The organism is Pedobacter sp. V48 (genome assembly GCF_000523515.1).
GTDB lineage: Bacteria > Bacteroidota > Bacteroidia > Sphingobacteriales > Sphingobacteriaceae > Pedobacter.
In genome coordinates this window covers 46,588-70,866 of sequence record NZ_AWRU01000034.1, presented here as the reverse complement: position 1 = coordinate 70,866, position 24,279 = coordinate 46,588, and the positions used below count along the sequence as shown (strand labels likewise).

Genomic DNA, 24,279 nt, shown 5'->3' with positions numbered 1-24,279 from the left:
ATCTCGGTAGATGGAACTTTTAGTGATAAACGCAACTAACTCAATTGCACGTCAAATTAATAAAACCATGTGTTATAAAAATATCAGATTTCTCTCGTTCTTTTTGGTGCTCCTTTCCTCCATTGCGGGGAAAAGCCAGACTACAAGCTATACAAAGTATGTCAATACTTTTATAGGTTCCGCGCCGCTTACAGATCCTAAAATTTTGGGTTATGAGCTGCCAAAGGGCTGGAGATCCTGGGCAGGATTAACTTTCCCTGGAAGCTCCTTACCCAATGCGATGGTACAATTGAGCCCAATGACAGAATATAAGGACGCAGGTGCAGGTTACGAATATGAAGATTCTGTCATTAGGGGTTTTACCCATACGAATAAGGGCCACTGGAATTTAGGACATATTCCTATTCTACCAGTTTCCAACACCGGCAAATCCCAGAGTGAATTTATTTCACATTTTTCCCATAGAAATGAAAGTGCTTCACCAGCCTTTTATCAAGTATACCTGGATGACTACAAAGTGAAGGTAAGTTTAACCTCGACTCTACGTTGTGGTTATCATAAATATGAATACAAGGATAATTCCGGCAGAATGATCTTATTCGATCTTTCTAAAGCGCTAAGTAGAATTTCGGACTGGAACATCGAGCAGGTAGGGCAGTTTGCTCTGCAGGGTTTTCAGGGCAGGGAAAACGTATACTTTTATGCAACTTTGAATACTGCAATTTTAAAGCTTGAAAAAACAAACCAGGGAACCAGGACAGGCTATGCCCTTGTTCATCTTGCCGATGGCAGCAAGGGTCCGGTGGAACTCAAGATAGGCTTGTCGTTTGTGAGCATGGAAAATGCCAAGCAAAACCTGGAAAAGGAAATAGGCAATAAGACCTTCGAGGTTATCCGCGCGGAAGGAAATAACACCTGGGAGAAACTACTTGGATCAGTACAATTGAAGGGCGGCACTCCACAGCAAAGGGAGATGCTTTATTCCTGCCTATACCGATCATTCTTGTGGCCTGCATTGCGAAGTGATGTAAACGGGGAGTACACGGACGCTAAAAGGCAGGTGGTAAAAGGGAAATTTAATTATTACACCGAACCTTCCTTATGGGATACCTACCGAAACAAGGATGTACTTTTAGGTCTGATTTCACCTGCTGTGACACTGGATGTCATCAAATCAATGAAAGATGTTGGCGAGAAAACCGGGTTTATTCCAACATTTTTCCACGGAGATCATGGAGCCTCTTCAATAGCCGGTGCATATCTTAGAGGAATAGACAATTTCGACATCAAGGCCACTTATCAACTGCTGCTAAAAAATGCTAACGTTGAAGGCCGTGCCAGGCCTTATCTCAACGAATACATTCAAAAAGGCTATATTTCCGACCCTGACATTGCAAGTCCGCACGTGGAGACCAAGGCTAAAGCTGGCGTGTCCAAAACCCTTGAATATTCTTATGATGATTATTCTGTCGCTCAAATCGCTAAAAAGTTAGGAGACTCTGCCAATTATAAACTGTTAATGGCAAGATCCAAAAACTACAAAAACATGTTCGATCCCTCCACAAGATTCATGCGCGGAAGACTGGAGAACGGCGATTGGATTAAAAATTTCGACCCACAGTATCCCTATTACGAGTATATGTATAGAGAAGCAAACGCCTGGCAGGTGTCCTTCTTTGCTCCCCACGACATGCCAGGTTTGATACAACTGTATGGCGGTCCAAAGGGCTTTGAATCTAAACTGGATTCGCTGTTTACTTTGCCATGGAATCCTAAGCATATCGCCAGGAACGTAGAAACCATGATAGGACAATATTGTCACGGTAACCAGCCCGACCATGAGGCACCTTATGGTTACTACTTTATTGGGAAGCCCGAAAAAACGCAGCAGCGGCTGGATTATATTTTAAACAATTTATACGGTATCCATGACGGCCTGACCCTTTCAGGAATGGACGATGCGGGGGAAATGTCTGCCTGGTACGTGTTAAATGCGCTAGGCCTATATACTTTTTCAGCAACGGATCCTGAATATCTGGTGACAGTTCCACTATTTGATGAGGTGAAATGGCGGACCAGCAGCGGCAAGCTATTGACCATTACAAAACCAGGTAAAGGTCGCGCGCTAACCGGTATAAAAGTGAATGGTAAAATGATAAAAGGTTATTTTGTTTCTCATGATCTTTTTAAGACAGGTGGTAGAATTGAAATCGCCACAAGAGCAATTGGCCATGGCAGCCGGTAGGACAATATCCAACGTATAATATGCTTTAGCTTGCAGCCAGAGTTAAGACGTATTTGTGTTCTCGATTGGAACTCAGGCTGACTTTCATTAAAACTGAAAATCAGCGCGGTTTATTTTTCTGACGTAAATGTAGCCGCAGGCAGTCCTTCTTTATTAAACAGGGTGGCCGTGCTGCTATCGCTCCAGGCATACCTTACATAAACAGGTTTGGATACTGAGGGATGGGAGACGATTACCCTGTTCCCTGATAAGCTCGCGTTGGCTTTTATGTACACTTTATCAGCACCAGCAATCTCAAAATTATCAAGGCCAGTTTTTGCAGCGCACAAGCCGGTCCCCACGGACGTGAATTCCACTACAAGGCCATTTCCTGTTACTTTCGTCTTGTTGTAAAGCGGCCCGGATGCAACCTGCTCTATGCCATACTGGTATTTGAAAGCAAATCTAGCGAGACGATCTCCGACTTCCCGTTTGTAAGGCGGATGAGCAGTTTTAAGGTAGCCAATATCCAGCGTCGTCACCATGCCGGTTCGCGGTAAATGCAAGGCATAACGCTGCGCATCCCTTAATTTTTGCGATTGATCGCTTTGCTTGGGATCTTTATAGATATAAGGAGCTAACTGAACAAAGTAAAAAGGCAGTTCAGTTGCCCACTTGTTGCGCCAATCCTGAATCATTAGCGGAAAAAGCCGCTTATATTGTGCCGCGCGGCCGACATTGGATTCCCCTTGATACCATATCACACCCTTTATCGTGTAGGGAATTAATGGACTGATCATCGCATTAAAAAGAACTGTCGGGCTATTGCTGTTTAGTTTTGCGCTATCCAGGCCGCCGATCGCGTCGTTAAAATCGCCTGATTTTTGCAGGTAAGATTTGCTGGTCCACGCTTCTATGGGCGTGCCTCCGATCGATGATTGGATGATTCCGACGGGTACATGTAAGGTCTGCTGCAATCTACGAGCAAAGAAATAAGCGGTAGCGCTATAAGTACCGGCATTCTGTGGCGAGATAGGATCCCATTTTGCAGATACCGTAGTCAAAGGCTTTGGGGCAACCTTGAACGGGACCTTAAAAAACCGAATTTGCTGATAATTTGCGCTACTGATTTCTTGTCTGGAGTTTTCTATAGTATCTCCTGGAGGCCATCCTGCCAGGGGAATATCCATATTGGATTGGCCAGATGCAAGCCAGACTTCCCCAATCAGCACATCTTTGACGATCAAAGTGGTATGTCTGGTTGATATCCGGATCGTGTATGGCCCCCCGGCGGCGGGTGTTTTTAACCTCACACGCCACTTGCCGCTGCTGTTGGCTGTGGTCGTAGTATTTGTTGCCCAGTCTGTAGATACTGCTATTTTTTCGCCCGGAGCAGACTCTCCCCAAAATTCTGTTTTGGTTTTTTGTTGCAACACCATATGATCTGAGAACAAAGGGGACAGGCTTAAATTTTTTTGTGCGATCAGATCATTCGCTGATGCGCAAATAGATAAATAGCAGATTAGAATACAATAGACACGCTTCATTTTCTTTGACCTATGGGTTTTAACATTTGTTACTCCGCCTTCACTGGATGAATCGATAGCGGAAAATATCGCATTCCAAGTTAGCAGAACAAAAATGCAGACTTACATTGATCAGTTATTGTTGTAGCGTGCTTCTTTTTTGACGGCTTGTACATTTTCTGCTATTTATTCTGTTATCTGGTGGTTTATAATGAACGTTAGCTTTAAGGATTTTTAGAAGTCAAAAATTTCCTTTAACTGGCAATTGACTTCGATTATTCCTAAGATCCCTCCATATAATGTAAGTTTCTAATACCCGTTCCATCAGAAATATGAGCCCAAACAGCAGGGTATTTTTTCAAAACAATTGTAAGTTTTCTCCGCTGAGGTGGGTAGTGACTCAGGAGCAACAAAGTACGTTTTGACATAAAATATGAACTAATGGGCAAACTTTTAAGTCAATTATCCTTTTAGTTTGCATTAACCAAATAATCTCTTGTAGTCAAATGCTTTCGTTTCAATATTTTAATCAAATCCAAGTAGGTAGGCAATACTACTTTCACCTGGCTCATTCCTTCTCAAGTAGTCGCGGCCGTGCTTTCATTTCAGGTAATAAGGGTCTAAAAAGTTTCAGGGGTAAAGCTATAGACATTGTTTCTGCTAAATACTTAAACATGACCGAAGCATTGTACAGATGATACTTGGAAAAATTCACACATCCGGCTTCGGCGCAACTGCGTTTGTGAAACAACAAACGACCAAGCAATCAATTAACCTTATATAAACCAAATTTAAAAAAAAATGAGAAGATCATCCTTAGACAAAAATCTATTTTCAACAATTTGTGTCCTGTTTGCGGTAGGCGTCGCCACGATGTTTTCGGCATGCAAAAAAACTCAACTTGAGGAAGAAAAAACTGGACTGAACGTAAATTCTAAAATGGCGGCGAATCTGGTTGCTGCTGTTAACCCTATCAATCCACTTTCGAATGCAAACGCCGCCTATGACGGGTTCCTCAACGCATTTTTAGTGAGATCTGGTAATGCGACGTATTTTGTAGACGGAATTAATAAGCGTGATAGAGCTTATTTCTGGGGACAGGCGTTTATCATTACCGGAATCATTGACGCTTATGAGCGAAACCCGACACCCACCCGTAAGCAATTGATCATTGATCTGACGAATTCATTTCTAAACCAGGAGACTTATGATTGGTCATGGAATTCCTGGACGGATGATATCGCCTGGGCATGTATTGCAGTAATCCGGGCTTACAATGTGACAGGCGATCAGACCTACCGCACTGTAGCTGCAAATAATTGGAATTTTGCCTTCAACCGCGGATGGGATAACGTTTTGGGTGGCGGCTTATGGGAAAACATGGACAAGCATACCAAAGCATCGCTTGCCAACAATCCGATGATCATCAGCGGTGTATTTCTTTATGAGGCCACCGGGGATGCCAGTTTTCTGAACAGGAGCGAGCAGATTTATACTTGGTTTAGAAGCAGCGGTATTTACAACACCACTACTGGTGTGGTGAATGAGGCAAAAGTGAATGACGGGTCTATACAGTTTTCAGAAAATTCTTACAATCAAGGATCATTTATTAATGCCGCTGCTTCACTATATAAACATACGGGCAATGCACAATATCTCAACGACGCAGTTAGGACAGCTGACTTTGTGGTCGATAAATGGGGAGTAATGAACCAGGAAGCCGACGCATGTGCGCGTGGTATAGCGAAACTTGCCAGAGAAAATAATATGACCGACAAGTATTATCCGTGGCTTGTCCGTCAGAGTATTGCTGCTTGGAACAATAGACGTACAGACTACAACATAGCGAATAATGACTGGCGTAACCCAACGCCGTCCGGTGAACAGTTTGCGATGAACTGCATCAGTATGGTTACAGTTCTGAATGTGACCCCTGAGCAGGAGATCGTTTCGGTTCCCACAGGCACCTATAGATTGAACGCGCGTCATAACGGCTTGAGTCTAGATGCCGTGGGGGGTGCTACAGCTAATAATACTTTGCTTGATACTTGGGGATATGGCGGCGGAAACCACCAGCGCTGGACCCTGGTTAGTCTTGGAAGCGGACTTTACAGATTGCAGGGTGTGGGTAGTGGCAGGTCGATCAATGTTGCAGGCAATAGCGGCGATAATAATGCCAACATTGTATTGTTTGACTACAATGGTGGCGGGAATTCGAAATTTTATTTCTCTTCGCCCTCTTCCGGCTATTACAGTATGATTTTTGTGAATTCCGGGAAAGCTGTCGATGTAGCTGGCACTGCGCAGGGTTCTACGGTAGTACAATGGAAGCCAAACGGGGGCAACAATCAGCAATGGCAATTTGTTGCGCCGTAAGTCAACAGCTAGCAACTGCCGATTGACGTTATGGCTAGCGTGATCTCGGTGGTAGTAAAAATATGATTAAAAATGACAAGCAAATATGCGCTTGTCATTTTTTTTTAACTATACTGAAATTGTCAGATGTTAACCGGTGGGGCTGTCGCTGGAAGAGATCCCTGACGTAGAACGGTGAATGGTCCGAGGGGTTTCTGGCTTTTTTCCGGCGGTTCGGTGTTATTTGTCATTTTCAATAATTTAGGAGAAATTATAACGTGTTAAAATCAGGTTTAATACATTATGGTTTCGGTCCATTCAGTACGAGGCTAAGCGATTCAAATTTGAACAATTGGAAAATTGGAGCGAAGACAAGCGACCAATGGAGTTCGAATGGTAATTTGATCAGCTCTTGCTTTCGTATCGTATTTTCGATAGACGAGCTTACCCGATTGCCATAATCATTTATATGGTCGGTTGTGACGCTTTGATAAAAAAGAGTGTACAGGAGCTGTTCCACAAATTGCACTTCTGAGAGATGTGTTTTTCAGGAAGTTAGCCTGTTTTTTCCATTGAAGGCTGAATCCTTCAGCAAAGCCCGTGTTCTGGCGGAGTCCCCGTAATGCTGGATGACCAAATCTTTTTGCTGATGGCCGTACATAATTGCTTCAGAAGATCTTCCTTGTCCTTACAGTAAACTTAAAATGTTCTGGGAGATATGCCCACGGATCGTGTCAGTTTATTGATGACAAATTCTTCTATCCATATTTGCTGATCATCTCAGCGGTATGTTGTCTGATCCCGTAACCTTGGCGTCGTCAGGTAGTCTCATGATGCAAACTGACGTGCAATTATTTTAGAAAGGGATATTCAGTTTCATCGGAAATGGAGGATTCGGAAGTCAAAGCCGTCGTACAGTTACCTTCTAAAGACGGGAAAGAACCCCTGCTTTTTATGGAGGCAAATCTGAGCTTGCGCACTATTAATATTAATGATGAAAAGGGAGTGTCTGTTCGCTGGGATCAGCCGCAAATAAAAGATCAAATTAAATCTGTTCCGCTTGCGGAGACCAAAGATCAGAGCCAAAAAAGCTGCAAGAAGCAGGGTTTGTCGGTCTGAGGATCTTTAATATCTTTGGGCCGTTAATCAATTGAAGTTTATAACGTAGTATAAATAGTAAGCATACGGAAGCTGCCTCGCGGTTTCCATACCATTAAAAATTAAATAAAATAGCATGGAAAAATTTGAAAAAGTAAAAGAACTGATCGCAGGCATTGAAGCGGATGCGACTAAATTTTATAACCATAATAACAGCGCGGCTGGAACGAGAGTGAGAAAAGCGATGCAAGACCTGAAGGTCTTAGCTGGTGACATTCGTAAAGAGATCACTGAAAAGAAAAACAGCGGAAAATAAAATATAAACTGTTTTGGGAATTATAGAACCCTGTCTATTTAGGCAGGGTTTTTATTTTGGTATTGACTAAATTAGTTCATTGAGTGCTTCATCTGATTATAAGTTCAGTCGTTATAAATACATATAGGATTGAGGTGGTACTGCATTAAAGTCTTCACGAATGTTTAAAGGTGTACTATAGCGAGTTGTACTTTTAATTTTGATCGCATGAGCGATATCTCTATCTGCGAAATATTCATCAAAAAAGGCCTTGCTGATGCCCGAATATTTTTTTGTCAAATTCCAGATGCTATCTGGATCGTAACTTAGTATATCGTCGATCTCAAACTCTCCTATAACTTGTTGAACAGGTGATGAGGCATAAACTACTACTGTTTTGATATTCGGTTTCTTAAAGATCACCTTACGAAATTCAAACTTTTTGGAGCCGTCAAAGATCTTAAAGGCATATTCGGGTTTTATGGATAGTAGTACTCTCATTTTTTATAGGAATATTTTGCAATGTTAATGAAATCTTCTCGCTTAATTCTACGAAATCCTCTCGRCMYRWMTWTKMYWTYARGAWYKWTGMMATTTTGATTTAACCAAAGCAAATTTGGCCGTTTCGGGTATGAATAAGCATATATAAAGTTAACGATAAAAGGTCTGGAAATTAAATGGGCGGGCTTATTAAAGSSAWTRYWWYTYYAAYKCKTNTKTMACTNGWWGWCACTKMNNNCRYTTCTTTYWMWGSAAAGSRMWAYMWWKRTMGYYYCAWYAKRWMYMKYWKWTMWTACTGATTCTACAATTCCAATTGTTGTCGCTACACCAGTATGAATAGCATTTCCAGCGGTACCAGTTCTGTAGAAAACGATTAAGTCGCCCGGATCTAGCTCTCTTTCATGGGAACGGGATATATATACTTTACTTAGTGCGTTTCTATAGGGCTCACTTTCAATAAAGTTTTTTGGCGATTCAGTTTTAAGGATAGAGTCTGGAAAAAGTTCAGTATGATATGCGGGATATATTGGGACGATAAAGATTTTGCTTTCCTTTGAAAGAAACGGAAATGTTAATTTGGGGCAATTAATATTCGCAGGTACAGATTTATCAAACGGCCTTACATATACATTCTCATCACCATTTTCAGTATTTTTGATTCCGTGAAATGTAAAACCCCATTCTTCCAACAAATTAATTAACCTAACTTGTTCTTCTCTTTTGTTAAAGATCGTCACATATATTTCATTAACCTTCTGAGCAAGGGCATTGTCGAAAACAATCTTTAGAAATCTTTCTCCTAGTTTATACCCATTGCTGGTAACTTTGAACGTGCCGATCTTTAATCTTCTTTTTTTTTGCAGGATCGGATTAATATCAGAGTAATTTTCGTTTTCATCCTCGATTTTTAAAAAAAGGAAAGCACTTAAAATATTGTCTTGATAACACACGTAAGCTATTTCGTCTGATTTTTTGTTAAACCATTTGTCAAACCCATTATAGTCAGTTCGGAAACTGTCAAAAAAAGTATCCTTAATGTCTATCTCTCCAAAATAAAGCTTCTTTACCGCTAATACTTTATAGTCTATTAATTCGGGGTGTTCAGCGGTGACTTTTTCCAAAAAGGAATTTATCGTAAAGACCTTATCGCTGATGCCTAAAAGAAATGCTTTTCTATGTATTTTCTTATCTTCTGAAATCAGGCAATCAACCCTGCCATTATAGACTTCGTTTAGAATTTGAGAATCGCCTATATCATTATCATTTACATCAAGTGCTTCACAAATTTTCCTGATATCGTCTCCGTATGGGGCTAAAGTTTTGAGTTGATGATAATTTGTAATCTTTATATTAATGGTTTTTACTGTTTCTCCATCTTTATATCTATTCAGCTCTTCAACAGTCAAGGGATGGATACACTTTGTCGCATTAATCCTATCCAGCCAATTAAAAAGGATGCCTATATCATTGTTGTATATTTTTGCGGCCTCTCTGTGGATAATAATATTGGTGTCTAATAGAACTCTCATTTAAGATTAAATATGGCGTTAATTGATTCTTGAATATGTTTGAAGTCCTCTTTTGTTCCCAGAATAAGCTTAATGCCTAAGTCAGAGGCAATGAAGGTGGCATGTTGAATTTCTTCTACCTGCATCTGCGTTAATAAATCTAGATCATATTGTCTGTTGTCCCTTTGCTCGATATTATTTTTAATGTCCGCAACATTTCCTGTTACAAGGCAAAGCATAACCGGGCTAATGCTTCTGAAGAGAGAAATGGGAATTCTGGATACTTCTGCATGGTTGTTAAATAAACAAAAATGCCCATCCAATAGATAATTTGTATTCATTTGAACAGTCTCATTTAGACCTCTTAAGAGTCTTTGTTGAGTATCCTCGATGTCCTTTACCTTTTTGTTTTTAGGATCTGTATTGATTTCCACCCACTTTAATAAATCACTTGCGGAAAGGTGCTTTATATCCCCTTTTACACAAATGTTCTGGCATACAGTACTTTTGCCCACACCGTGAATACCCCCTATAAAAACTATATTTTTTGCCATTTCTGTTGTTTCATTTTTTATTCGGAGCATTCTTACCTATATATAGTGGACTTAGATTATTGTTTTCTTCAAGCCATTTGATGTAGCCTTCCAGTGATGACCCTGCCATATTTAGGACCAGTTCTATCCCCTTGTAAGCAAGGACAAAATACATTTCGTTAAACTTGGTGGATAAAAAATCACATTCAAAAACCTTATCTAAAACCGCCCCATTTTCCTGAATGAATTGTTCATTCTCTTCGTAAATTTTTCTGCTGTGGTATACCCAATTCTCTCTTTTATGGTTGTATCTAGCATATTCTCTGATTGGGTCTAATTGAACCTCATCGATTAGATATCCCAAGCCTTCGGCATGTCCCATTAAGCGGTGTGCCATCATTTCCAAGCCCATTTTCGCCATCAGCCTCGAAACATTTGGATCATTTTTAGGAAATTCTCCAGCTAACAGGTGAATTTCTTTGATATTACCCTCTAACATTAAGGCAAATGATTCGTCATTCAGGACTACATGCAGAGATTCATCATCATCTTTATCCACTGATATTTCTGCCACAAAATTCGTTTGTGGAATTATCACAGAGCCTTTCGGGTGCTTGTTCTTCTTATTAGGGATGCTGTTTCTGAATCTCAGGCTGTTGAAAAATTCATTTTCAAGAACAGGCTTTTCAATCTTTATTGCAAAGTAGTTGTTGCATTGATCACATACGATTCCTTTTGCCAATACGTAACCTTTATTTCCCAAGGATTCTGGAACTATATGCTCTACACTAGTTGATAGAATTGATGATTGTTTGCAGAACAAGCACTTCATTGAGAGAGTCTTTTGGTTAGTTTCTTTCTAAGATAACCTACTTGCGGCATTATACAAAGAGAATCAGGGATTTAATTGATACAACGGTGCATTAAGACCATATTAATGATACAGGGGTTTTTTACAATAGGAAAAAGGTTGGATGGGATTGTAAATTGGTCAGCCTTCCGTCGACAAATTTATAGACGATGGAGATTTGAAAAAGTCCGGCTCATTTTTAGCAGGACTTTTATGTTTTAAAGTGTATTTACTTCAAAGGCTCCATAGCTCAGCATTTCGGCATTGTGTGACACAAAAAGGTTCAGCTCCAGTCTTGCGATCAGGTCTTTGGCCTGGGCAATATTCCGGTGCATGTCATTGATGCCTCTAATCTCGATGCCTTTTGCCATCATCTTGAATTTGTTCGGCTCGAATTTTTCAATGAATTTTTGCAGATCTGCACTGATCTTTGTTTCTGTTTTTTCCATGTTAAGTAGTCTTGCTAATTGGCGCAAAGCAAGGCATCTGGTTTTAACTTAGAGGCGGGTATGTGTTATGCTTTGGTTATCCTTAACAGTTGACGATGATTTAACATGGGTTTAATAAGCCGCCTTCAGCTTTGTGGTATAAATATTTGATTAGTATTTATACGTTTAGGTTTAGTTGATAGTAAAGGGTTCAGGCTGGTTACCAGAACCCTTTCTCTTTTTATCCCATTCTGTAAAAAAACTCGTCGGCAACGATCTGTCCGTCTTTAACTTCGTAAACACAGATTTCGCTCATTTTCATTCTTCCGTATGCTTTGTAGGTGGCATCAATGTCCATTACGATGGAGAAATGGCTATCCGCTACAATCGGATCGGAACATGATGCGCTGTGGATTTCTTCTACACTTTCTTCCCATTTGAGGGTTTTGTTTTTAACGGCTTCTTTGCCTTCGGTCAGCTCCATGTCTAAACCTTTTGGCTCTTTGCTGGTTACATTTTCGGCATAAAGCTCTTCGATGGCCAGATCATTTTTACCTTCGCGGCATAGTTGAACCAATTTGTCAGCAACTTCTTGTGTTGTCATACGATTTTTATTAGTTATACCCTAAGTTATTCAAAACCTGTGCCTTGATTGTTCAGTAAACTTTATGATTTCATTAATACCTAATGGTTTTGGTATTGACGGCAGGTTAAATTTGGTGGTAGCCAGGGTGGTTTCGTTAACATAATGATAATTTATTGTTATCTTAATGTTACCCTATCTTTGCCGAATGCAAATTGCAGTATATGTTATCTACGAGCTGCTCATTAGATTACAGGAGCTAAACCCTGCCGTTGGTGAGTACATTTCCCATAAAAAGACTGATGATGGTATTCTGGTACGCAGTTCTACGGGAGTGATTGCGATGCCGGAAGATATTCTGTTCAGACAATTTAATGACCCTGCTACAATCAGCCAGCATGAGGTTTTGGGTCTGCAGGCTGGGTTTAAATTGAGCGTGGCATAAACCAATTAGATTTATAAGAAATCGATTATTTTGAGGTTATTCAGTAGAGAATGTTTCTGAGTAATAGTCCTCTTCCAAGAGAATCCGGGTAAATTTTTCCTGTATTTTTGCATGGTTCAACACATAGTTGTCGTGGCCAACCCAAGCTAGGATAAGGCGGCTAAGTAAAGTGTAAAATCGTACTGAGGCATAATATAGATCTTTATTTTTCCGTTCGTTAGGCCGTGATTCTCCTGCTTTGGTGATGTCGGGGATGCGGCCATGTAAGAAATCATTTCTGGTGGCGATGAGTTCTAGATCTTTTGAATTCAATTTCAGCCCGAGTTCGTCGAATGGCACACGCAGCCTGGATTTGTTGGTGATCTGGTTGATCTGATTAATCTTTCCCAAAAGTATCTCCCGACTTTCGTCCGGGATAAGATCGCATTCAGAATGGATTACTTCACTCAACATCTGTCTGACTTTTTTGGACAAAGCAGGGGTCATCGGTGCTTTGGCTTTTTCCTGTCCGATGATTAAATCAGCCATAGTTTCCAGCACGATGGCATAGCCACCAGGTCTGAAAATTAGGCTGGCAGCGCTCGCTTCTAATATCAGTAGCACGGCAGAAGAGAAATCTACAGAATCGTAAAGTTTCTGACATAGATTTGAAAAAGCGGCTAAGCTAACAGGCTTTAAGAATTTTAGGTCATATAAACGGTCTGCTTCTTTCCGGTCACGAATCCAGGCATGTGGGTTGGTGTTAATCGGTGTGTATGAAGTATTAATCGCATTGCGTAATGGATTATGATAAAAGTGAACGGGGTCAGATAAATTTCTGGATTTGTAAGCAAAATACCACCCGGTATTCCCCGCGAGATGGCCTGTTAAAAATCCCAGGGCATTAATCACAGCATGAGCCTTGTCGTTGAAAATTTCATAGGATTGTTTTTCGTAGGATTCTATCGCCAGATAGAATTTTTTCTTCTCGTCATAAAATATACTTATCTGTAATTCGTCACCATTTATAACGGCTTGTGTTCCGAGTGCATGGATGCTACCGAAATCATCTAAGAACGGCTTCCTTGCTATCTGAAAGAGAAAATCCATTTTTCGTTCCAGGGGAATTATCAGTCGATAATAAAATGATGCGTTCTTTTTGAATCCGGCAGTATAAAAAAAGTTAACATTCTCAGTCGTTTTCACACCCCTGTGCCGGAATATCATATCCGATCCATCGAATACTTCTTCTAAGACTAGCGAGTATCCTTTGAAATCAAAAGACAGATTTTGATAACCAGCCTTGCGAGGTTCAAGTTCTCCCGACTGACCTGGAGTTGTCCAATTTAGAAAAAACTGTTTATCGACCTTTCGCATTCTAGCCTTCACCCCTGACAAGGGACTGCTGGTTAATAGTCCCCAGCCCAAACCACTTATCAGTTTGATTATTTCTACAGGTCTTTTGAAGGATTTAACCTCTTTCTTTGATATCATTTTGTCTTTCGTTAATGAAGATTTTCGACAGATTGGTGCATATTCGTTTTCAAAAATAGACTCATCTATCTACAATGAAGGGTAAAAAGCTACATATTTAATTATGAACTGTATCTTAGTTGTAAATATAAATCAATGCCGGGATTAACAAAAGAACAGGGGATCAACCAGGTTATGGGTGGCAGGCATATTGTCATACTTGGAGCTGGTGCAAGTATTGCCGCTACCAGGAGAAATGGGGAACGCAATGGGAGGCAATTGCCTTCAATGCTTAATTTTGTAGAGGTTGTGGGTTTGCAAGATATAGTAGCTGAGATTCCAAAAGAATTAAAGAGTGAAAATTTTGAGACGCTTTATGGTAATTTGTATGCCCATGATCCGAATTCGCCATTGTTGGTTGATATTCAGCAACGGATTCAGGCGTATTTCGGCAACATGCAGCTACCTGATGAACCGACAATCTATGATTATCTGATTTTATCTCTTCGTTCTAAAGATCACATTGCGACATTTAACTGGGATCCATTTTTGTATCAGGCATTCGTTAGAAATAGAGAGTTTACCAAGAACTTGCCCTATATGTCATTCTTACACGGAACGGTAGCTTTGGGGTATAGTAAGGAAGATAAGCGATCAGGGCCAATCGGTTATCAATGTCGTGCAGAGGGCGGCATTTTCGAACCTGTCCCGCTGTTGTACCCTGTGAATGAGAAAAATTATAATGAAAACGAATTCATTGTCGATGCCTGGAAAGGGCTAGAGTCGGTGTTGGGTAAAGATAATGGTTCCGTTCGTGCTACAATATTTGGGTATGGAGCGCCTGTCTCGGATGTTGAGGCAGTAGGCTTACTCAACAAAGCCTGGGGAACGCCTGATGACAGAGCAATGGAGCAATTTGAAATTATTGATGTAGTGCCCGAAGAAGAATTGAAAAGGCGATGGAAAGGGTTTATCCATAGTCACCACTATGATGTCAGCGATTCCTATTTTGGGTCATCGCTTGCCAATAATCCCCGACGTACATGTGAAAGTTACTTCAGTCACTATAAGGCGCTGACAATTGACGAGGCTTTTAGGAGTAATAATCCCGTTCCGCAGAATTTCCGTTCGTTGGATGAGCTTTGGGTATGGCATCAACCGCTGATCGATGCTGAAGTTAAGGCGGGCGATGATAAATAGCATTTGATACACAACAGTATAAATTAAATTCGAAAGATGGAAGAGGCAATAATAATAGGTTGGCCAGATAACTTTGATGATCAGCAGGCTCAGGAAATCGTACAGCTGAGTACGGACGAGTTAAAAATAAAAGGAATTCAGCACGAAAGTGAGCGTTTATTTGCGGCCTTCGAATGGATTATCCCGACGAGCTTCATTATAATGGTATCAGGACTTTTCTTCAAATCTTTTATGGAAGAGGCGGGAAAAGACGCTTACCAAATGTTGAAGTCCCGCTTGAAGCAATACATTCTGAAAAGACGTGAGATAAAAACGCAATTGGTTGCGGCCTCGCAGTCTACCAATAAGCTATCAAAGAAATACGACCAGTCCCTATCCATTTCACTTAAAGCAAGACTGCACAGCCGACTTTTGATAAACGTATTGGTCAGTGAAAAAATAGAAGACAAAGATGCAGATGATATGTTAGAGAGTGTTTTTGAAGTGCTGAATTTACTTTATCAGCAGTGCCAGCAAGCCGCTCCTGAAGAAAAGATAAACAGGAGTGTCCGGCCTGAAGAAATGTACCTGGTTGCCAATCCTGAGACCAGATTGTGGGAAATGCTAACATCAAAAGAAATGCTTGAACGGTATAAGAATACCTGAAAAGGATATAAGCAAATGGTGCAATTAGCGTATATAAAAGGAATAGATAAGAATGAAATCGTCAGACTTTCTGAGAAGATCAGGGAGGCATGGAATGATTATTTTCTGGAATACCAGTACTGTCAAAACCGGATCAATTTCGGAACCGAAGAACGCACAAACTACATGGGTGATCTGTTGAATTATTTTGATGATACTGTCGAACTTTTGGAACATATTCCTGTGAAAGCAAATTACCAGCTGGCAGTTTATGATACCGTTTCGGTACTTCAATTGATGTATATCGGACAGGATCTGATTGATGAGCTTCGGTTTGTATTCAAGATGCCTGCAAGCAGCGGGGAAGATAAGTTGTTAATCAGAACTTTGAGGAATGAACTCACAGGTCATCCAATCAGCCGAGATAAAAAGAATAATTTCATCTCTTCCGTATTTTTTACCCGTGATTCTTATGGGACTGTTGTTGAATACCTTCGCTATCATAAAGACCGGGATTATAAATCTGAAGTTGTCCGATATGAATGGGAAGAACTGGTAAGAGCACATGAAAATTATCTTCTTGAAAACTTAAAAGCGATATTAGCTACAATTAAGAATAAACTTAAGTTATATCAAAACCAGCTCAGCAAGTTTCTTAAAGACTTTCCAAAAATTTCTTTTGAAGGGATTGTGAACAAAACGGAGCATCTGTTTGATGCATTCTTTGAAAATTCCGCCCTATATTCGAAATCAAATTTGCTTTACTTTTTTGAAAATCAGACCGTTCATCCGCGCTACCGCCATTGTACTGATATTTTTATGCGGGATCTAAAGCATGATCTGGTGCAGATCACAGGGGATATAAAAGAGTTTAGGTCGGATGAACCTCAGTTGTTGGCCCCGCAAGATCACAGCCATACCTCTTTTAAAATTGTATTTTCAAAGGGTGCGGGTAATGGTACAGATGCTGAATCAACACGTCGTGATATCCGGCATCAATTCTCTAAGCTTCGTGAAAAGCATCCGGTTTTTGGTATTGATTATTTTATCAAAACCTATCGGGATGATCCAGAAGTACTTTCTGAACTCAAGTATCTGCAAAGCGTACACGGCGATGAAAGGGAATTCTATTGTTGCTATGAATACTTAAGGTACTTGTTTACCGTCAGGGATTTATTATAGACCTGATTGATTATTATTTTGTTCGTGATGCAGTTTTCGGGATTGGCTTTTTTTCATATTTAACGCCAGTTGCTCCAACGCTAAAAGATTTTGTCGGACTGAGGTTTATTCGGTTCAGCAATTTATCTCTTTTAGCAAAGCAAGATTTGGTTCCGATAATCTCTCCTGTTTTACTGATTAGGTAGGTGATTTCCCATTTGCCCTTGGTATTATAGACAAAATAAATTTCTGAAACGTCAATTTTGTTTTTTAAATCTTGTACTTTCTGGTAAATCTTAGCCAGTTTTTTGTCCGTAATTGAATTAATAACCGTGCTGGAGCTATCAGTTTTGATCTGCAATTCTATATATGGATCTCCCGGTATCTCGAATATAGTCAGTAAGACCTTGTTTTTTGGAACCATACTATTCCTGGTGATCCGTATGGTTTCTGCCACCTTCAATAGAAGCTTTTTCGACAAACCATAGATATCCTCGCCAATTCCTTCTGCAATCTTTTCGCCAACCTTGGCCATTAATGGTTTTACAAGAGGTTTGAATAAAGTATAATATCCGGCGAGTGTAATGACAAGTTGCGGATCGGGAAGTAAGCTTTTCCGCATCGATGTGTCCAGGCTGACTTCTCCATCAAACACATCTGACAATGATTTCCCTGCTCTTTCAAAGGATTCGAATGAATAGAAATTGTTCTTATCAACGGTGATACAGATTTGGGTGGTTTCTTTGTTTCGACCAACCAACGTAAGCGGTATTCCTGAATCTTCTATGATCAGATCGGAATCCCACTCTGCTATTTTTCTGTTGGTGAAGACGATTGGTTCCGCCAATGCATGATGAATTTGGCCTGCTTGCGTAATTTCGGCATTATCTAGATAACCTAAAGGTGCAAATCACGACGATGGTTGGCCAGATAACGAAGTTTTAGATTGCCGTTTACTGCATTTACGTAATCCTGAAGTTGTTCCAGCCCGACATAATCACCGTGCTTGTCTACTGTTGTTGATCTTAGAATCGTTTTCTCTGCCATTTTTTTGAAGCGTAATGCATAAAATTACTTATTTCTTTACGGACTATTATGATTGTTGAAAATGCAGGTTCTCCAGATGATCCCGGTGATTATCTTTTCGGGATATTCTTTGTACTTTCAATCTTTTAATTTTTGGATATGACTTTATTGGAATTCATAAAATCCCATGCTTTAGAGGACTCTAGTTTTGGTGACCTTGCTGATGATGTGATGGGTGATAAAAACTTTCCTTATGACCAGGGTGAGGAAAGAATTGCTTCCTATTTGGAGTTTATGTTGCATAGACATGGAAATGTAGGGATGTTTGAAGAATTTATGGAGGCTTACCAGTCGCACAAGGACGTTGAAGTTGAATTTAATGACCTTGACACAAAATATGCGCCGATGAGAGCCGAGCGATGGGAATTTTTGAAAGCAAATTTTTCCTGTGACAAGGTGATTAGTGTCGGAGAGCCAGGTGACATTTACAGGATTTATGCAATAGATTCGGCGGGGAAAGAAGCAATAAAGTTTGATGTATATGGAAAACGAACCCTGACAGAGCTTTCCGTGGTTGAAATCGAAAATATCGTCCGCGGCAATTTGACTAGGGAACTTTCAGTGGCAGAAGCATTGGCAGCCTTAGCTGAAAATAAGTTCGAGGGAACCCGCAGTCCAACCCAACCAAATTATTCGGAGATGATCGATTATTTAACCAGTCATCGGAAAGACAAAAATTGATGAAAGATCTGCACACAGATTATCCAGAATGTCTCTACAACAGCGCAAAGGATCTCAAACTTGGTACTGTTTATCTCCGTTATTTGGATCTTCCCATACCTGCTCTGATAACTATTTTCGAGCTGGAAAGACCTGCTGTTCTCGCTTATAACCAGTTTCGCAAGATTATGGATAGCCTGGAAAATCAGCCAGATGATGAGTTTTCTTGTAAGGGATTGTTCGTTCTTGCTATTGCTCAGTTTGAGACGATGTTAAATGACCTAATGATCAAAATTCTTCAATTCTATCCGCAAAAATTATCTCTGCTAAAGGGGGTTTCTACTGATGAGAAAACAACAGGACTGGCCGTTGGGCAGGAACAATTGTTAAATGGAGAGGTGATCAACCAGATTATCGAGGCTAGTGTAAACCGTGTGGCTTACGGGAGTCTTGATAATTTTTTAAAACTCTTTGCCAAAGTTTTTGCCATTGACCTTAAAGATTTGGAGTTGGAGCAGATTTTAGATGAACTGATCGAGATTAAAGAAACCCGAAATCTCTTACTGCATAACAATCTGGTGGTTAATGAACTGTATATTAAAAAGACAGCAGGTATTAAACGAAGTACTGAGCCGGGTAGAAAACTATCCGTAGACAAAGATTATGTGCTAAGGTCATTGAATTTAATTGCAGATCTTATCTATTCCATCATTGTTCAGGTTCGGCAAAAATATGGTCATTTTACCGTTTTACCGCTCTTGAAAAAGCTTTTTGCCTATAATTTTACCAGTCCGATCATCAAGTTTGAAGAATTTTGTGTCCTTAATGAGGGTAATGATATTTATGATGGCCCGTTTAATATGCCAGCTGGCAGGGCAAGTTCTGAGAATTTTTTTCTGGAATTCTGGCAGGCACAAAGAGATGGCGGCGCACTTAACGGTGCTGCAATGGTTCACTTAGGTGGGAGCGTTCGAAAGTTGGCATTTTTAACGGAAGTTTTTGGTGAATTCCGCTTTCCATATTGGTAAATGGTTAAAAAAAATCAATATTTATCTTAGATGTGATCTTGTCGCAACTCAATATGGTATAAAAAATCTGTCAGGCTTTTTAAGCTTTCATATGTTTCTGAAAAACGTACTACAAAATTTTCGAGATCAATCTCAACGTTTCCAATCTGATCAACATAAAAGTGGCTTTCATATTTTTGATCCAACGGATATCGGGAGAAATCCATTTTGTCATTCTTTGGAGTTGCATTTGTCTTTGCGAAAAGTTCTTCAATATAATTATCAAGATTTTCGGTCTTTTCATTAAAATCTTTGATCGAAATACTCCCCCCGTAGGTTTTGATTTTCGCACGAACAGTAGCATATATTTGGCGGATATTATGTGAGCCTTCTATCCGTGCTTCTTGTGCCATTATTTTATTCAGCATCCAGGTCATCGCTTTTAGATACAGTTCAATACCATGATTCGCATTGGTTAGAACAGGGAAAATAAGGATATCAGCAGCTTTATCTTCATTATTGTTTGCCGAGAATTTCGCGAGTTCAATCGCTGATCTCATAAATCCGTCAGCTATATTTAGCATGTTTAGGATGTCGCTCCATTTGTCTATGCGCCAATTGAGAAAGGCAATCTTTGTGTAGTCCTGGTTTCTGGAAAATATGGGTTGCATTATGTTATTGTTTAATAAAATCCTGTTATTTTGCTAACATCCACTTTTAGATCAGCCGGATCTTTTCTAAAATCCAGATGGCCTTCTAAAGAACCCAGTTTAAATCTGACCTCTATTTTTTCGCCCCAAAATCCATCTGCAATACCGTTTGCCTCATTTATTAGAGGCAATAGTGCCTTTTCGAAATCTTGAAATTCATCAAATCGCAGGTCGGTTGAATAGTTCAAGTGGGCTATCCGTCTATTCCTATGGATATTCTTTATGTCGTTTATGTTTTTTCTATATCTTTTCAAAGTTTCGTGAATTGCGGTTTGTGCCTTCTGATCCTTGCTGCTTTTTTTGAACTCTGCACCTGTTTTTCGAAATGAAAAATTTCCGTCGTCATCGTCAAGATTTGTCAGATGCAGTATTATTCCGTTTTCCATATAGCGTAGTGCTATAAACTCTTCAAGCAGGTATTCCCGGCTTGTGGCCTTAATTAAATGCGCAAGTCTGTTTAGTTTTCTCACATAGAAGTAGGCGAGAATATTCAGATCGAGGATCTCTACACGCATTGAAGCGAATTTTTCTTTTTGTTCTGCTGATAGCATTTCAATTGGCTTATAAATACAAATTTACCATTTCAAAAGATGGCATTTCATAAAATTAAACCCTCTTATAATCTTGCAAAAACTAACTGAACATTGGCTCCCATTTTATAGAACAAAATGGCTATGTTCTTTACTAGTTAAGTTTTACATCAGAGTCCCTGATCCAAGCCTTTTCAGGAAAATCTTTCATGTGGTAGCGTTCCCCAACGATCTGCCAGCCACGGTCAAAACAGACGTAAAATATTCCCGTTTCAGTTTGATGAGTGCTTGTGTAAAAGTCCGGGTCAAACTCCGCAGGCATTTTATGTATAGGTATATATTCGTAACGTTTAGGGTCTATTGGGCTTGAATAGGCACGTCTTAGAATGTTATAATTTCTTGCGATGATTTTAAATATTGCTTTTTGAGTGGGATGCGGTGGCAGTTTAGCTTGCCTGTTTTTCTGCTTGTTGAAATTGTTCCTACAAGCGTCGTCGCAACCTCTGATCTGAGCGGCCTAGCAATGTTTTATTGCAAGTTTTACAATGGCGGGTTTTTGTTGTTTCTGTCATTGGGTTTACATAGGGAAATGAGAAAGATAGCAAAAAAAACACGTAAAAAATTCCTGGATCGGGTAAGAAAGATTTGGATCACTTAAGCAAAAAATGAGATCAGGTAACTGAAAATAAAACCGGATAATTAGGGTTTCCAGCCGCAGTTTTGGGCTGTATTTAATCATTAGCCCTATGAAAAACAGCAATATATTAGCCTCAGAGAACTTTTCCTGTGGTAATAAACATTACTTTTTAGATTTCAGGATTGCAAAGAACAATAGTAATTATATCTACATTACCCGCAGTGATTCCCAGCCCGATGGTACCTATACCAAACAATGTGTGCGGGTTTTTGAAGAGGATTTTCACATCCTTATCGGTTGTATGTTTCGCTTTTCAGAAGTGCAGCTTATCATGGTGAACAAGATGTGAGAGTTCAAGATTTGCATCGAACGAATAAGGATAAGCGTGCTAATGGCATCAAGAGCTGGGAGCCTGAATTGCGTCCGCGTGAAAAAATGTTGGAGCATGGCAGGGAGGCGATGGGCAATGCGGAGCTACTAGCGATGCTGATCGGTTCGGTTACGCCTAATGAAACCGCGGTTGATTTAGCCGGACGTATTTTAGATAGTGTGGGAGGCGATCTTATAAAGCTGTCGGATATGTCGCTGGATGATTTTTGTGGTTTTGCGGGTATGGGTGTGGCAAAGTCGAGTTCTATTCTAGCGGCTATGGAGCTTTCCAGGCGTATGTACCCGATGCTGAATGTTTCGCCTGTTCGCAAAATGCGGGTTGCCAGTGGCGCTGTGATGCGTCCGTCTGTGGGATAGTTTTCTTTTTCGGAAAGGTGCTGCTGTGGTTCTTCTGTGCCGATAGTCCCGTTTTTCAACCGGGTTTATTTTACTCCCTGCTGTGTCCTGTAGCTGCCTATGCAGGAAATGCCGGGTCATCCATTTCGCGCGCTTCGCTCCGCTTCATTTCTTCTCCCGCTTTTCCTGCCGCTCCCGCAAGAGCATGAAGTATGCACTTGCGCTTTCCCTTTGACACTTTAAGAGACAAGTTTAATGACGGGAATAGGAGGATGAGCTTTTTAAGAAAAAGGGCAAAAAAGGAAAGCGAAGCTAATGTTTGCCTGCACCTCGCGGGCATAATGGCTACGCCACCCTTCGGGACTTATACCGCTCCGGTATGGTCAAACATGCTTCTGTTGCTTTCTTTTTTGTCCTTTTTTCTTTGGAAAAAAGCTCTGTTGAGACGGGGACAAGGAAGAGGAATTTAACAGATTTTTCAACCTTAAAAACGGTGTGGTGCAGCCGCAGATTGCATATTTTTTATGAAACATAACTTTCATCAGCGTAAGGAAAACCGTATTGAGCATGCGGAAAACATGGCATCAAAGAAAGAAGCCGAGTCGGATCAGCTTTATTTGAGAAGCAAGGAAATGGCAAGCGTTATCCCGATGGGACAGCCTATTTTGGTCGGTCACCATTCAGAAAAGCGTGACCGTAATTACAGGGATAAAATTCATAATACTATGGGCAGGTCGGCTGCGGCAAGCAATAAGGCTGCTTATTATGCGGAGAAGGCGGAGAGTATTAAGGAAAACGATGCTATTTTTTCAGATGATCCCGAGGCGCTTTTAAAGCTGGAACAGAAGTTAGCGACTTTAAAGGGTACTCAGGATTTTATGAAAGCTGCTAATAAAGCGGTTAGGAAGAATGACAGGGACGGTTTTTTGAAATTGAAGTTCGGCACTGCTGAAATGTGGGAGGAGCTGATCAAGCCTGGGCATGGTGGAAAGGGCTTTCCTAGTTATAGATTGACCAATAATAATGCAACTATCAGAAGCACGGAACAGCGCATTGCGGTACTGAAGGCGCAGGAAGTACGGACGGCTGTAGATATTGTTGTGAATGGTGTCCGCATTTTTGAGAACAGGGAGGTTAACCGTTTGCAGTTGCTTTTTGATGGTAAACCAGCGGCGGAAGTAATCACGCAGTTAAAGCAGCACGGTTTCCGCTGGTGCCGTTCGGAAGTTGCCTGGCAGAGACATATCAGCAATAATGCGATCTATTGGGGCAGAATGATAGCCCAAAGTGTAACCGTTTAATCTTATCACTATGTGTAACTACGAAAATAAAACCGATAAAAAAGCTTTGTTTGAGCTGGCTAAAGCCCTTAAGCATTTCTATAATCTTGACAATATGAAAATGCATCCGGGCGATCTGCACACCGCTGGAGTTGCCGAAAAACTGGTGCGGGGCATCATTGAGGATAACGGTTATACCGCCAGTTATCTGAAAAGACGGGGAACAAGGTTGTTCCGTTTCCGCAGATAAAACCAAAATAATTTATTGAATCATCAAGGGGGAGCGATCCCCCTTTAAACTTTATAAGATGGAAGGAATTACTATAGGCTATGATTTCAGGTTTAACCTGGTTGTGCATAAACGCAACGGAAAAACCTATAAACGGCATATTGTCACAGGGATAGGAATCAATTTTAGTTCCGCCCTGTGGGACGTATATTTTAAACTAAAGAAGAGAAAGAGCGAAATCCTGAGTATCACCAGCGCGGAACCGATCCGGGTAGCGTTTGCATTTAAAGGGGAAGAATCTTTGCGCCTGAAATTGTCGGAATGCCTGCCAGTGATTCCGGAGGATCTGGATAAGGCATTGAAACATTTACCTAAACAATCCTGATATGAAAGTATTTGATTTTGATGCCATCGGGACGATACTGCTTTTTGCCGGGCTGCTGATACGTTTTTGGATCGGCAGGCGCAGGTTCAAACGCAAAAATTTTGCAGGCTTGAATGTCTTTTCAAGTTATTTGTCATCACAGGTCATCCCGCTTTTTGAATGGTTTTTAAACCTGATCGGGATGTTGATGATCGTTTACGGTGTGGTAGCTATTCTTTTATGATAGGATTTTTATTGGCTCATTAT

27 protein-coding genes are annotated in these 24,279 nt (G+C 40.5%); 16 read left to right on the top strand and 11 right to left on the bottom strand.

The genetic code is table 11. The features are described from left to right. Positions 1–10 precede the first annotated feature (10 nt). Complete coding sequence (locus tag N824_RS25800; protein WP_235207307.1) at positions 11–2,245, top strand: GH92 family glycosyl hydrolase; 2,235 nt, start codon at positions 11–13, stop codon at positions 2,243–2,245. A gap of 110 nt (positions 2,246–2,355) precedes the next feature. On the opposite strand, the gene N824_RS25795 is transcribed toward N824_RS25800, so the two are convergent. Beyond that, positions 2,356–3,771 carry a sialate O-acetylesterase gene (locus N824_RS25795; protein WP_084498458.1) on the bottom strand — a complete coding sequence of 472 codons (1,416 nt, stop codon included), beginning with the start codon at positions 3,769–3,771 and terminating at the stop codon, positions 2,356–2,358. Positions 3,772–4,551: 780 nt separating this feature from the next. Between N824_RS25795 and N824_RS25790 the strand changes: the two genes are divergently transcribed. The 3 genes from N824_RS25790 (at position 4,552) to N824_RS25780 (ending at position 7,519) form a co-directional block, all read left to right on the top strand. After that, complete coding sequence (locus tag N824_RS25790) at positions 4,552–6,126, top strand: glycoside hydrolase family 76 protein (RefSeq protein WP_084498457.1); 1,575 nt, start codon at positions 4,552–4,554, stop codon at positions 6,124–6,126. Between the two features lie 864 nt (positions 6,127–6,990). Continuing rightward, positions 6,991–7,224 carry a hypothetical protein gene (locus N824_RS25785; protein WP_048907996.1) on the top strand — a complete coding sequence of 78 codons (234 nt, stop codon included), beginning with the start codon at positions 6,991–6,993 and terminating at the stop codon, positions 7,222–7,224. 115 nt (positions 7,225–7,339) lie between these two features. After that, on the top strand, positions 7,340–7,519 hold the full coding sequence (locus tag N824_RS25780; protein WP_048907995.1) for a hypothetical protein: 180 nt from the start codon (positions 7,340–7,342) through the stop codon (positions 7,517–7,519). Positions 7,520–7,630: 111 nt separating this feature from the next. On the opposite strand, the gene N824_RS25775 is transcribed toward N824_RS25780, so the two are convergent. The 5 genes from N824_RS25775 to N824_RS25750 all read right to left on the bottom strand — a co-directional run bounded on the left by N824_RS25775 (position 7,631) and on the right by N824_RS25750 (position 11,922). Further along, the gene (locus N824_RS25775; RefSeq protein WP_048907994.1) at positions 7,631–7,999 is read right to left on the bottom strand and encodes an ASCH domain-containing protein; all 369 of its coding nucleotides are present in this window, start codon (positions 7,997–7,999) and stop codon (positions 7,631–7,633) included. Between the two features lie 1,525 nt (positions 8,000–9,524). Further along, on the bottom strand, positions 9,525–10,061 hold the full coding sequence (locus N824_RS25765; protein WP_161662364.1) for an ATP-binding protein: 537 nt from the start codon (positions 10,059–10,061) through the stop codon (positions 9,525–9,527). Between the two features lie 10 nt (positions 10,062–10,071). Continuing rightward, the gene (locus tag N824_RS25760; protein WP_084498456.1) at positions 10,072–10,872 is read right to left on the bottom strand and encodes an HNH endonuclease; all 801 of its coding nucleotides are present in this window, start codon (positions 10,870–10,872) and stop codon (positions 10,072–10,074) included. A gap of 236 nt (positions 10,873–11,108) precedes the next feature. Beyond that, positions 11,109–11,339 carry a hypothetical protein gene (locus N824_RS25755; protein WP_048907990.1) on the bottom strand — a complete coding sequence of 77 codons (231 nt, stop codon included), beginning with the start codon at positions 11,337–11,339 and terminating at the stop codon, positions 11,109–11,111. A 220-nt stretch (positions 11,340–11,559) separates the two neighbouring features. Then, a complete protein-coding gene (locus N824_RS25750) occupies positions 11,560–11,922 on the bottom strand; it encodes a SnoaL-like domain-containing protein (protein WP_048907989.1) in 363 nt (120 codons plus the stop codon). A 187-nt stretch (positions 11,923–12,109) separates the two neighbouring features. On the opposite strand from N824_RS25750, the gene N824_RS25745 reads away from it, so the two are divergent. Continuing rightward, the gene (locus N824_RS25745; RefSeq protein ID WP_048907988.1) at positions 12,110–12,346 is read left to right on the top strand and encodes a hypothetical protein; all 237 of its coding nucleotides are present in this window, start codon (positions 12,110–12,112) and stop codon (positions 12,344–12,346) included. Between the two features lie 36 nt (positions 12,347–12,382). On the opposite strand, the gene N824_RS25740 is transcribed toward N824_RS25745, so the two are convergent. Then, a complete protein-coding gene (locus N824_RS25740) occupies positions 12,383–13,819 on the bottom strand; it encodes a hypothetical protein (protein ID WP_048907987.1) in 1,437 nt (478 codons plus the stop codon). A 135-nt stretch (positions 13,820–13,954) separates the two neighbouring features. On the opposite strand from N824_RS25740, the gene N824_RS28775 reads away from it, so the two are divergent. The 3 genes from N824_RS28775 to N824_RS25725 are packed head-to-tail and all read left to right on the top strand — an operon-like array spanning position 13,955 to position 16,804. Further along, positions 13,955–14,998, top strand: coding sequence for a hypothetical protein (locus N824_RS28775; RefSeq protein WP_052334269.1), 1,044 nt, complete (start codon positions 13,955–13,957; stop codon positions 14,996–14,998). 36 nt (positions 14,999–15,034) lie between these two features. Continuing rightward, positions 15,035–15,643, top strand: coding sequence for a hypothetical protein (locus N824_RS25730; protein WP_048907986.1), 609 nt, complete (start codon positions 15,035–15,037; stop codon positions 15,641–15,643). Positions 15,644–15,658: 15 nt separating this feature from the next. After that, positions 15,659–16,804: a hypothetical protein gene (locus tag N824_RS25725; RefSeq protein ID WP_048907985.1), complete on the top strand. Its 1,146-nt coding sequence runs from the start codon at positions 15,659–15,661 to the stop codon at positions 16,802–16,804. A gap of 13 nt (positions 16,805–16,817) precedes the next feature. Here N824_RS25725 and N824_RS25720 read toward each other — a convergent pair whose 3' ends face one another. Then, positions 16,818–17,630 carry a hypothetical protein gene (locus tag N824_RS25720; RefSeq protein ID WP_048907984.1) on the bottom strand — a complete coding sequence of 271 codons (813 nt, stop codon included), beginning with the start codon at positions 17,628–17,630 and terminating at the stop codon, positions 16,818–16,820. Positions 17,631–17,680: 50 nt separating this feature from the next. Then, positions 17,681–17,830 carry a hypothetical protein gene (locus N824_RS32100; protein ID WP_161662363.1) on the bottom strand — a complete coding sequence of 50 codons (150 nt, stop codon included), beginning with the start codon at positions 17,828–17,830 and terminating at the stop codon, positions 17,681–17,683. A 138-nt stretch (positions 17,831–17,968) separates the two neighbouring features. Between N824_RS32100 and N824_RS25715 the strand changes: the two genes are divergently transcribed. Both N824_RS25715 and N824_RS25710 read left to right on the top strand, forming a co-directional pair. Further along, positions 17,969–18,550, top strand: coding sequence for a YozE family protein (locus N824_RS25715; RefSeq protein WP_048907983.1), 582 nt, complete (start codon positions 17,969–17,971; stop codon positions 18,548–18,550). Further along, the gene (locus N824_RS25710) at positions 18,550–19,557 is read left to right on the top strand and encodes a hypothetical protein (RefSeq protein ID WP_048907982.1); all 1,008 of its coding nucleotides are present in this window, start codon (positions 18,550–18,552) and stop codon (positions 19,555–19,557) included. The genes N824_RS25715 and N824_RS25710 overlap by 1 nt, the downstream gene beginning before the upstream one ends. Before the next feature lie 26 nt (positions 19,558–19,583). On the opposite strand, the gene N824_RS25705 is transcribed toward N824_RS25710, so the two are convergent. Both N824_RS25705 and N824_RS25700 read right to left on the bottom strand, forming a co-directional pair. Next, complete coding sequence (locus N824_RS25705; protein ID WP_048907981.1) at positions 19,584–20,207, bottom strand: hypothetical protein; 624 nt, start codon at positions 20,205–20,207, stop codon at positions 19,584–19,586. 11 nt (positions 20,208–20,218) lie between these two features. Continuing rightward, positions 20,219–20,797: a hypothetical protein gene (locus tag N824_RS25700; RefSeq protein ID WP_048907980.1), complete on the bottom strand. Its 579-nt coding sequence runs from the start codon at positions 20,795–20,797 to the stop codon at positions 20,219–20,221. A 725-nt stretch (positions 20,798–21,522) separates the two neighbouring features. On the opposite strand from N824_RS25700, the gene N824_RS25690 reads away from it, so the two are divergent. The 6 genes from N824_RS25690 to N824_RS25660 all read left to right on the top strand — a co-directional run bounded on the left by N824_RS25690 (position 21,523) and on the right by N824_RS25660 (position 24,256). Continuing rightward, entirely contained in the window at positions 21,523–21,762 is a 240-nt protein-coding gene (locus tag N824_RS25690) for a hypothetical protein (RefSeq protein ID WP_048907978.1), read from the top strand. Beyond that, on the top strand, positions 21,759–22,160 hold the full coding sequence (locus N824_RS28770) for a UPF0758 domain-containing protein (protein ID WP_052334268.1): 402 nt from the start codon (positions 21,759–21,761) through the stop codon (positions 22,158–22,160). Before N824_RS25690 ends, N824_RS28770 begins: the two co-directional genes overlap by 4 nt. Positions 22,161–22,663: 503 nt before the next feature. Then, positions 22,664–23,440, top strand: coding sequence for a DUF3560 domain-containing protein (locus N824_RS25675; RefSeq protein WP_048907976.1), 777 nt, complete (start codon positions 22,664–22,666; stop codon positions 23,438–23,440). A 10-nt stretch (positions 23,441–23,450) separates the two neighbouring features. Then, entirely contained in the window at positions 23,451–23,669 is a 219-nt protein-coding gene (locus N824_RS25670) for a hypothetical protein (protein WP_048907975.1), read from the top strand. A 58-nt stretch (positions 23,670–23,727) separates the two neighbouring features. Further along, the gene (locus N824_RS25665; RefSeq protein WP_048907974.1) at positions 23,728–24,033 is read left to right on the top strand and encodes a hypothetical protein; all 306 of its coding nucleotides are present in this window, start codon (positions 23,728–23,730) and stop codon (positions 24,031–24,033) included. A gap of 1 nt (position 24,034) precedes the next feature. Beyond that, complete coding sequence (locus tag N824_RS25660) at positions 24,035–24,256, top strand: hypothetical protein (protein ID WP_048907973.1); 222 nt, start codon at positions 24,035–24,037, stop codon at positions 24,254–24,256. Positions 24,257–24,279 lie beyond the last annotated feature (23 nt).

Bases quoted from the DNA above. Each gene is read 5' to 3' on its own strand.
- N824_RS25760 (WP_084498456.1), bottom strand. From the start codon at position 10,872: ATGAAGTGCTTGTTCTGCAAACAATCATCAATTCTATCAACTAGTGTA.
- N824_RS25785 (WP_048907996.1), top strand. From the start codon at position 6,991: ATGGAGGATTCGGAAGTCAAAGCCGTCGTACAGTTACCTTCTAAAGAC.
- N824_RS25755 (WP_048907990.1), bottom strand. From the start codon at position 11,339: ATGGAAAAAACAGAAACAAAGATCAGTGCAGATCTGCAAAAATTCATT.
- N824_RS25710 (WP_048907982.1), top strand. From the start codon at position 18,550: ATGAAAGATCTGCACACAGATTATCCAGAATGTCTCTACAACAGCGCA.
- N824_RS25660 (WP_048907973.1), top strand. From the start codon at position 24,035: ATGAAAGTATTTGATTTTGATGCCATCGGGACGATACTGCTTTTTGCC.
- N824_RS25700 (WP_048907980.1), bottom strand. From the start codon at position 20,797: ATGCTATCAGCAGAACAAAAAGAAAAATTCGCTTCAATGCGTGTAGAG.
- N824_RS25740 (WP_048907987.1), bottom strand. From the start codon at position 13,819: ATGATATCAAAGAAAGAGGTTAAATCCTTCAAAAGACCTGTAGAAATA.
- N824_RS25705 (WP_048907981.1), bottom strand. From the start codon at position 20,207: ATGCAACCCATATTTTCCAGAAACCAGGACTACACAAAGATTGCCTTT.
- N824_RS25780 (WP_048907995.1), top strand. From the start codon at position 7,340: ATGGAAAAATTTGAAAAAGTAAAAGAACTGATCGCAGGCATTGAAGCG.
- N824_RS25775 (WP_048907994.1), bottom strand. From the start codon at position 7,999: ATGAGAGTACTACTATCCATAAAACCCGAATATGCCTTTAAGATCTTT.
- N824_RS25730 (WP_048907986.1), top strand. From the start codon at position 15,035: ATGGAAGAGGCAATAATAATAGGTTGGCCAGATAACTTTGATGATCAG.
- N824_RS25715 (WP_048907983.1), top strand. From the start codon at position 17,969: ATGACTTTATTGGAATTCATAAAATCCCATGCTTTAGAGGACTCTAGT.
- N824_RS32100 (WP_161662363.1), bottom strand. From the start codon at position 17,830: ATGGCAGAGAAAACGATTCTAAGATCAACAACAGTAGACAAGCACGGT.
- N824_RS25690 (WP_048907978.1), top strand. From the start codon at position 21,523: ATGAAAAACAGCAATATATTAGCCTCAGAGAACTTTTCCTGTGGTAAT.
- N824_RS25795 (WP_084498458.1), bottom strand. From the start codon at position 3,771: ATGAAGCGTGTCTATTGTATTCTAATCTGCTATTTATCTATTTGCGCA.
- N824_RS25675 (WP_048907976.1), top strand. From the start codon at position 22,664: ATGAAACATAACTTTCATCAGCGTAAGGAAAACCGTATTGAGCATGCG.
- N824_RS25800 (WP_235207307.1), top strand. From the start codon at position 11: ATGGAACTTTTAGTGATAAACGCAACTAACTCAATTGCACGTCAAATT.
- N824_RS25745 (WP_048907988.1), top strand. From the start codon at position 12,110: ATGCAAATTGCAGTATATGTTATCTACGAGCTGCTCATTAGATTACAG.
- N824_RS25750 (WP_048907989.1), bottom strand. From the start codon at position 11,922: ATGACAACACAAGAAGTTGCTGACAAATTGGTTCAACTATGCCGCGAA.
- N824_RS28775 (WP_052334269.1), top strand. From the start codon at position 13,955: ATGCCGGGATTAACAAAAGAACAGGGGATCAACCAGGTTATGGGTGGC.
- N824_RS25665 (WP_048907974.1), top strand. From the start codon at position 23,728: ATGGAAGGAATTACTATAGGCTATGATTTCAGGTTTAACCTGGTTGTG.
- N824_RS25765 (WP_161662364.1), bottom strand. From the start codon at position 10,061: ATGGCAAAAAATATAGTTTTTATAGGGGGTATTCACGGTGTGGGCAAA.
- N824_RS25725 (WP_048907985.1), top strand. From the start codon at position 15,659: ATGGTGCAATTAGCGTATATAAAAGGAATAGATAAGAATGAAATCGTC.
- N824_RS25670 (WP_048907975.1), top strand. From the start codon at position 23,451: ATGTGTAACTACGAAAATAAAACCGATAAAAAAGCTTTGTTTGAGCTG.
- N824_RS25790 (WP_084498457.1), top strand. From the start codon at position 4,552: ATGAGAAGATCATCCTTAGACAAAAATCTATTTTCAACAATTTGTGTC.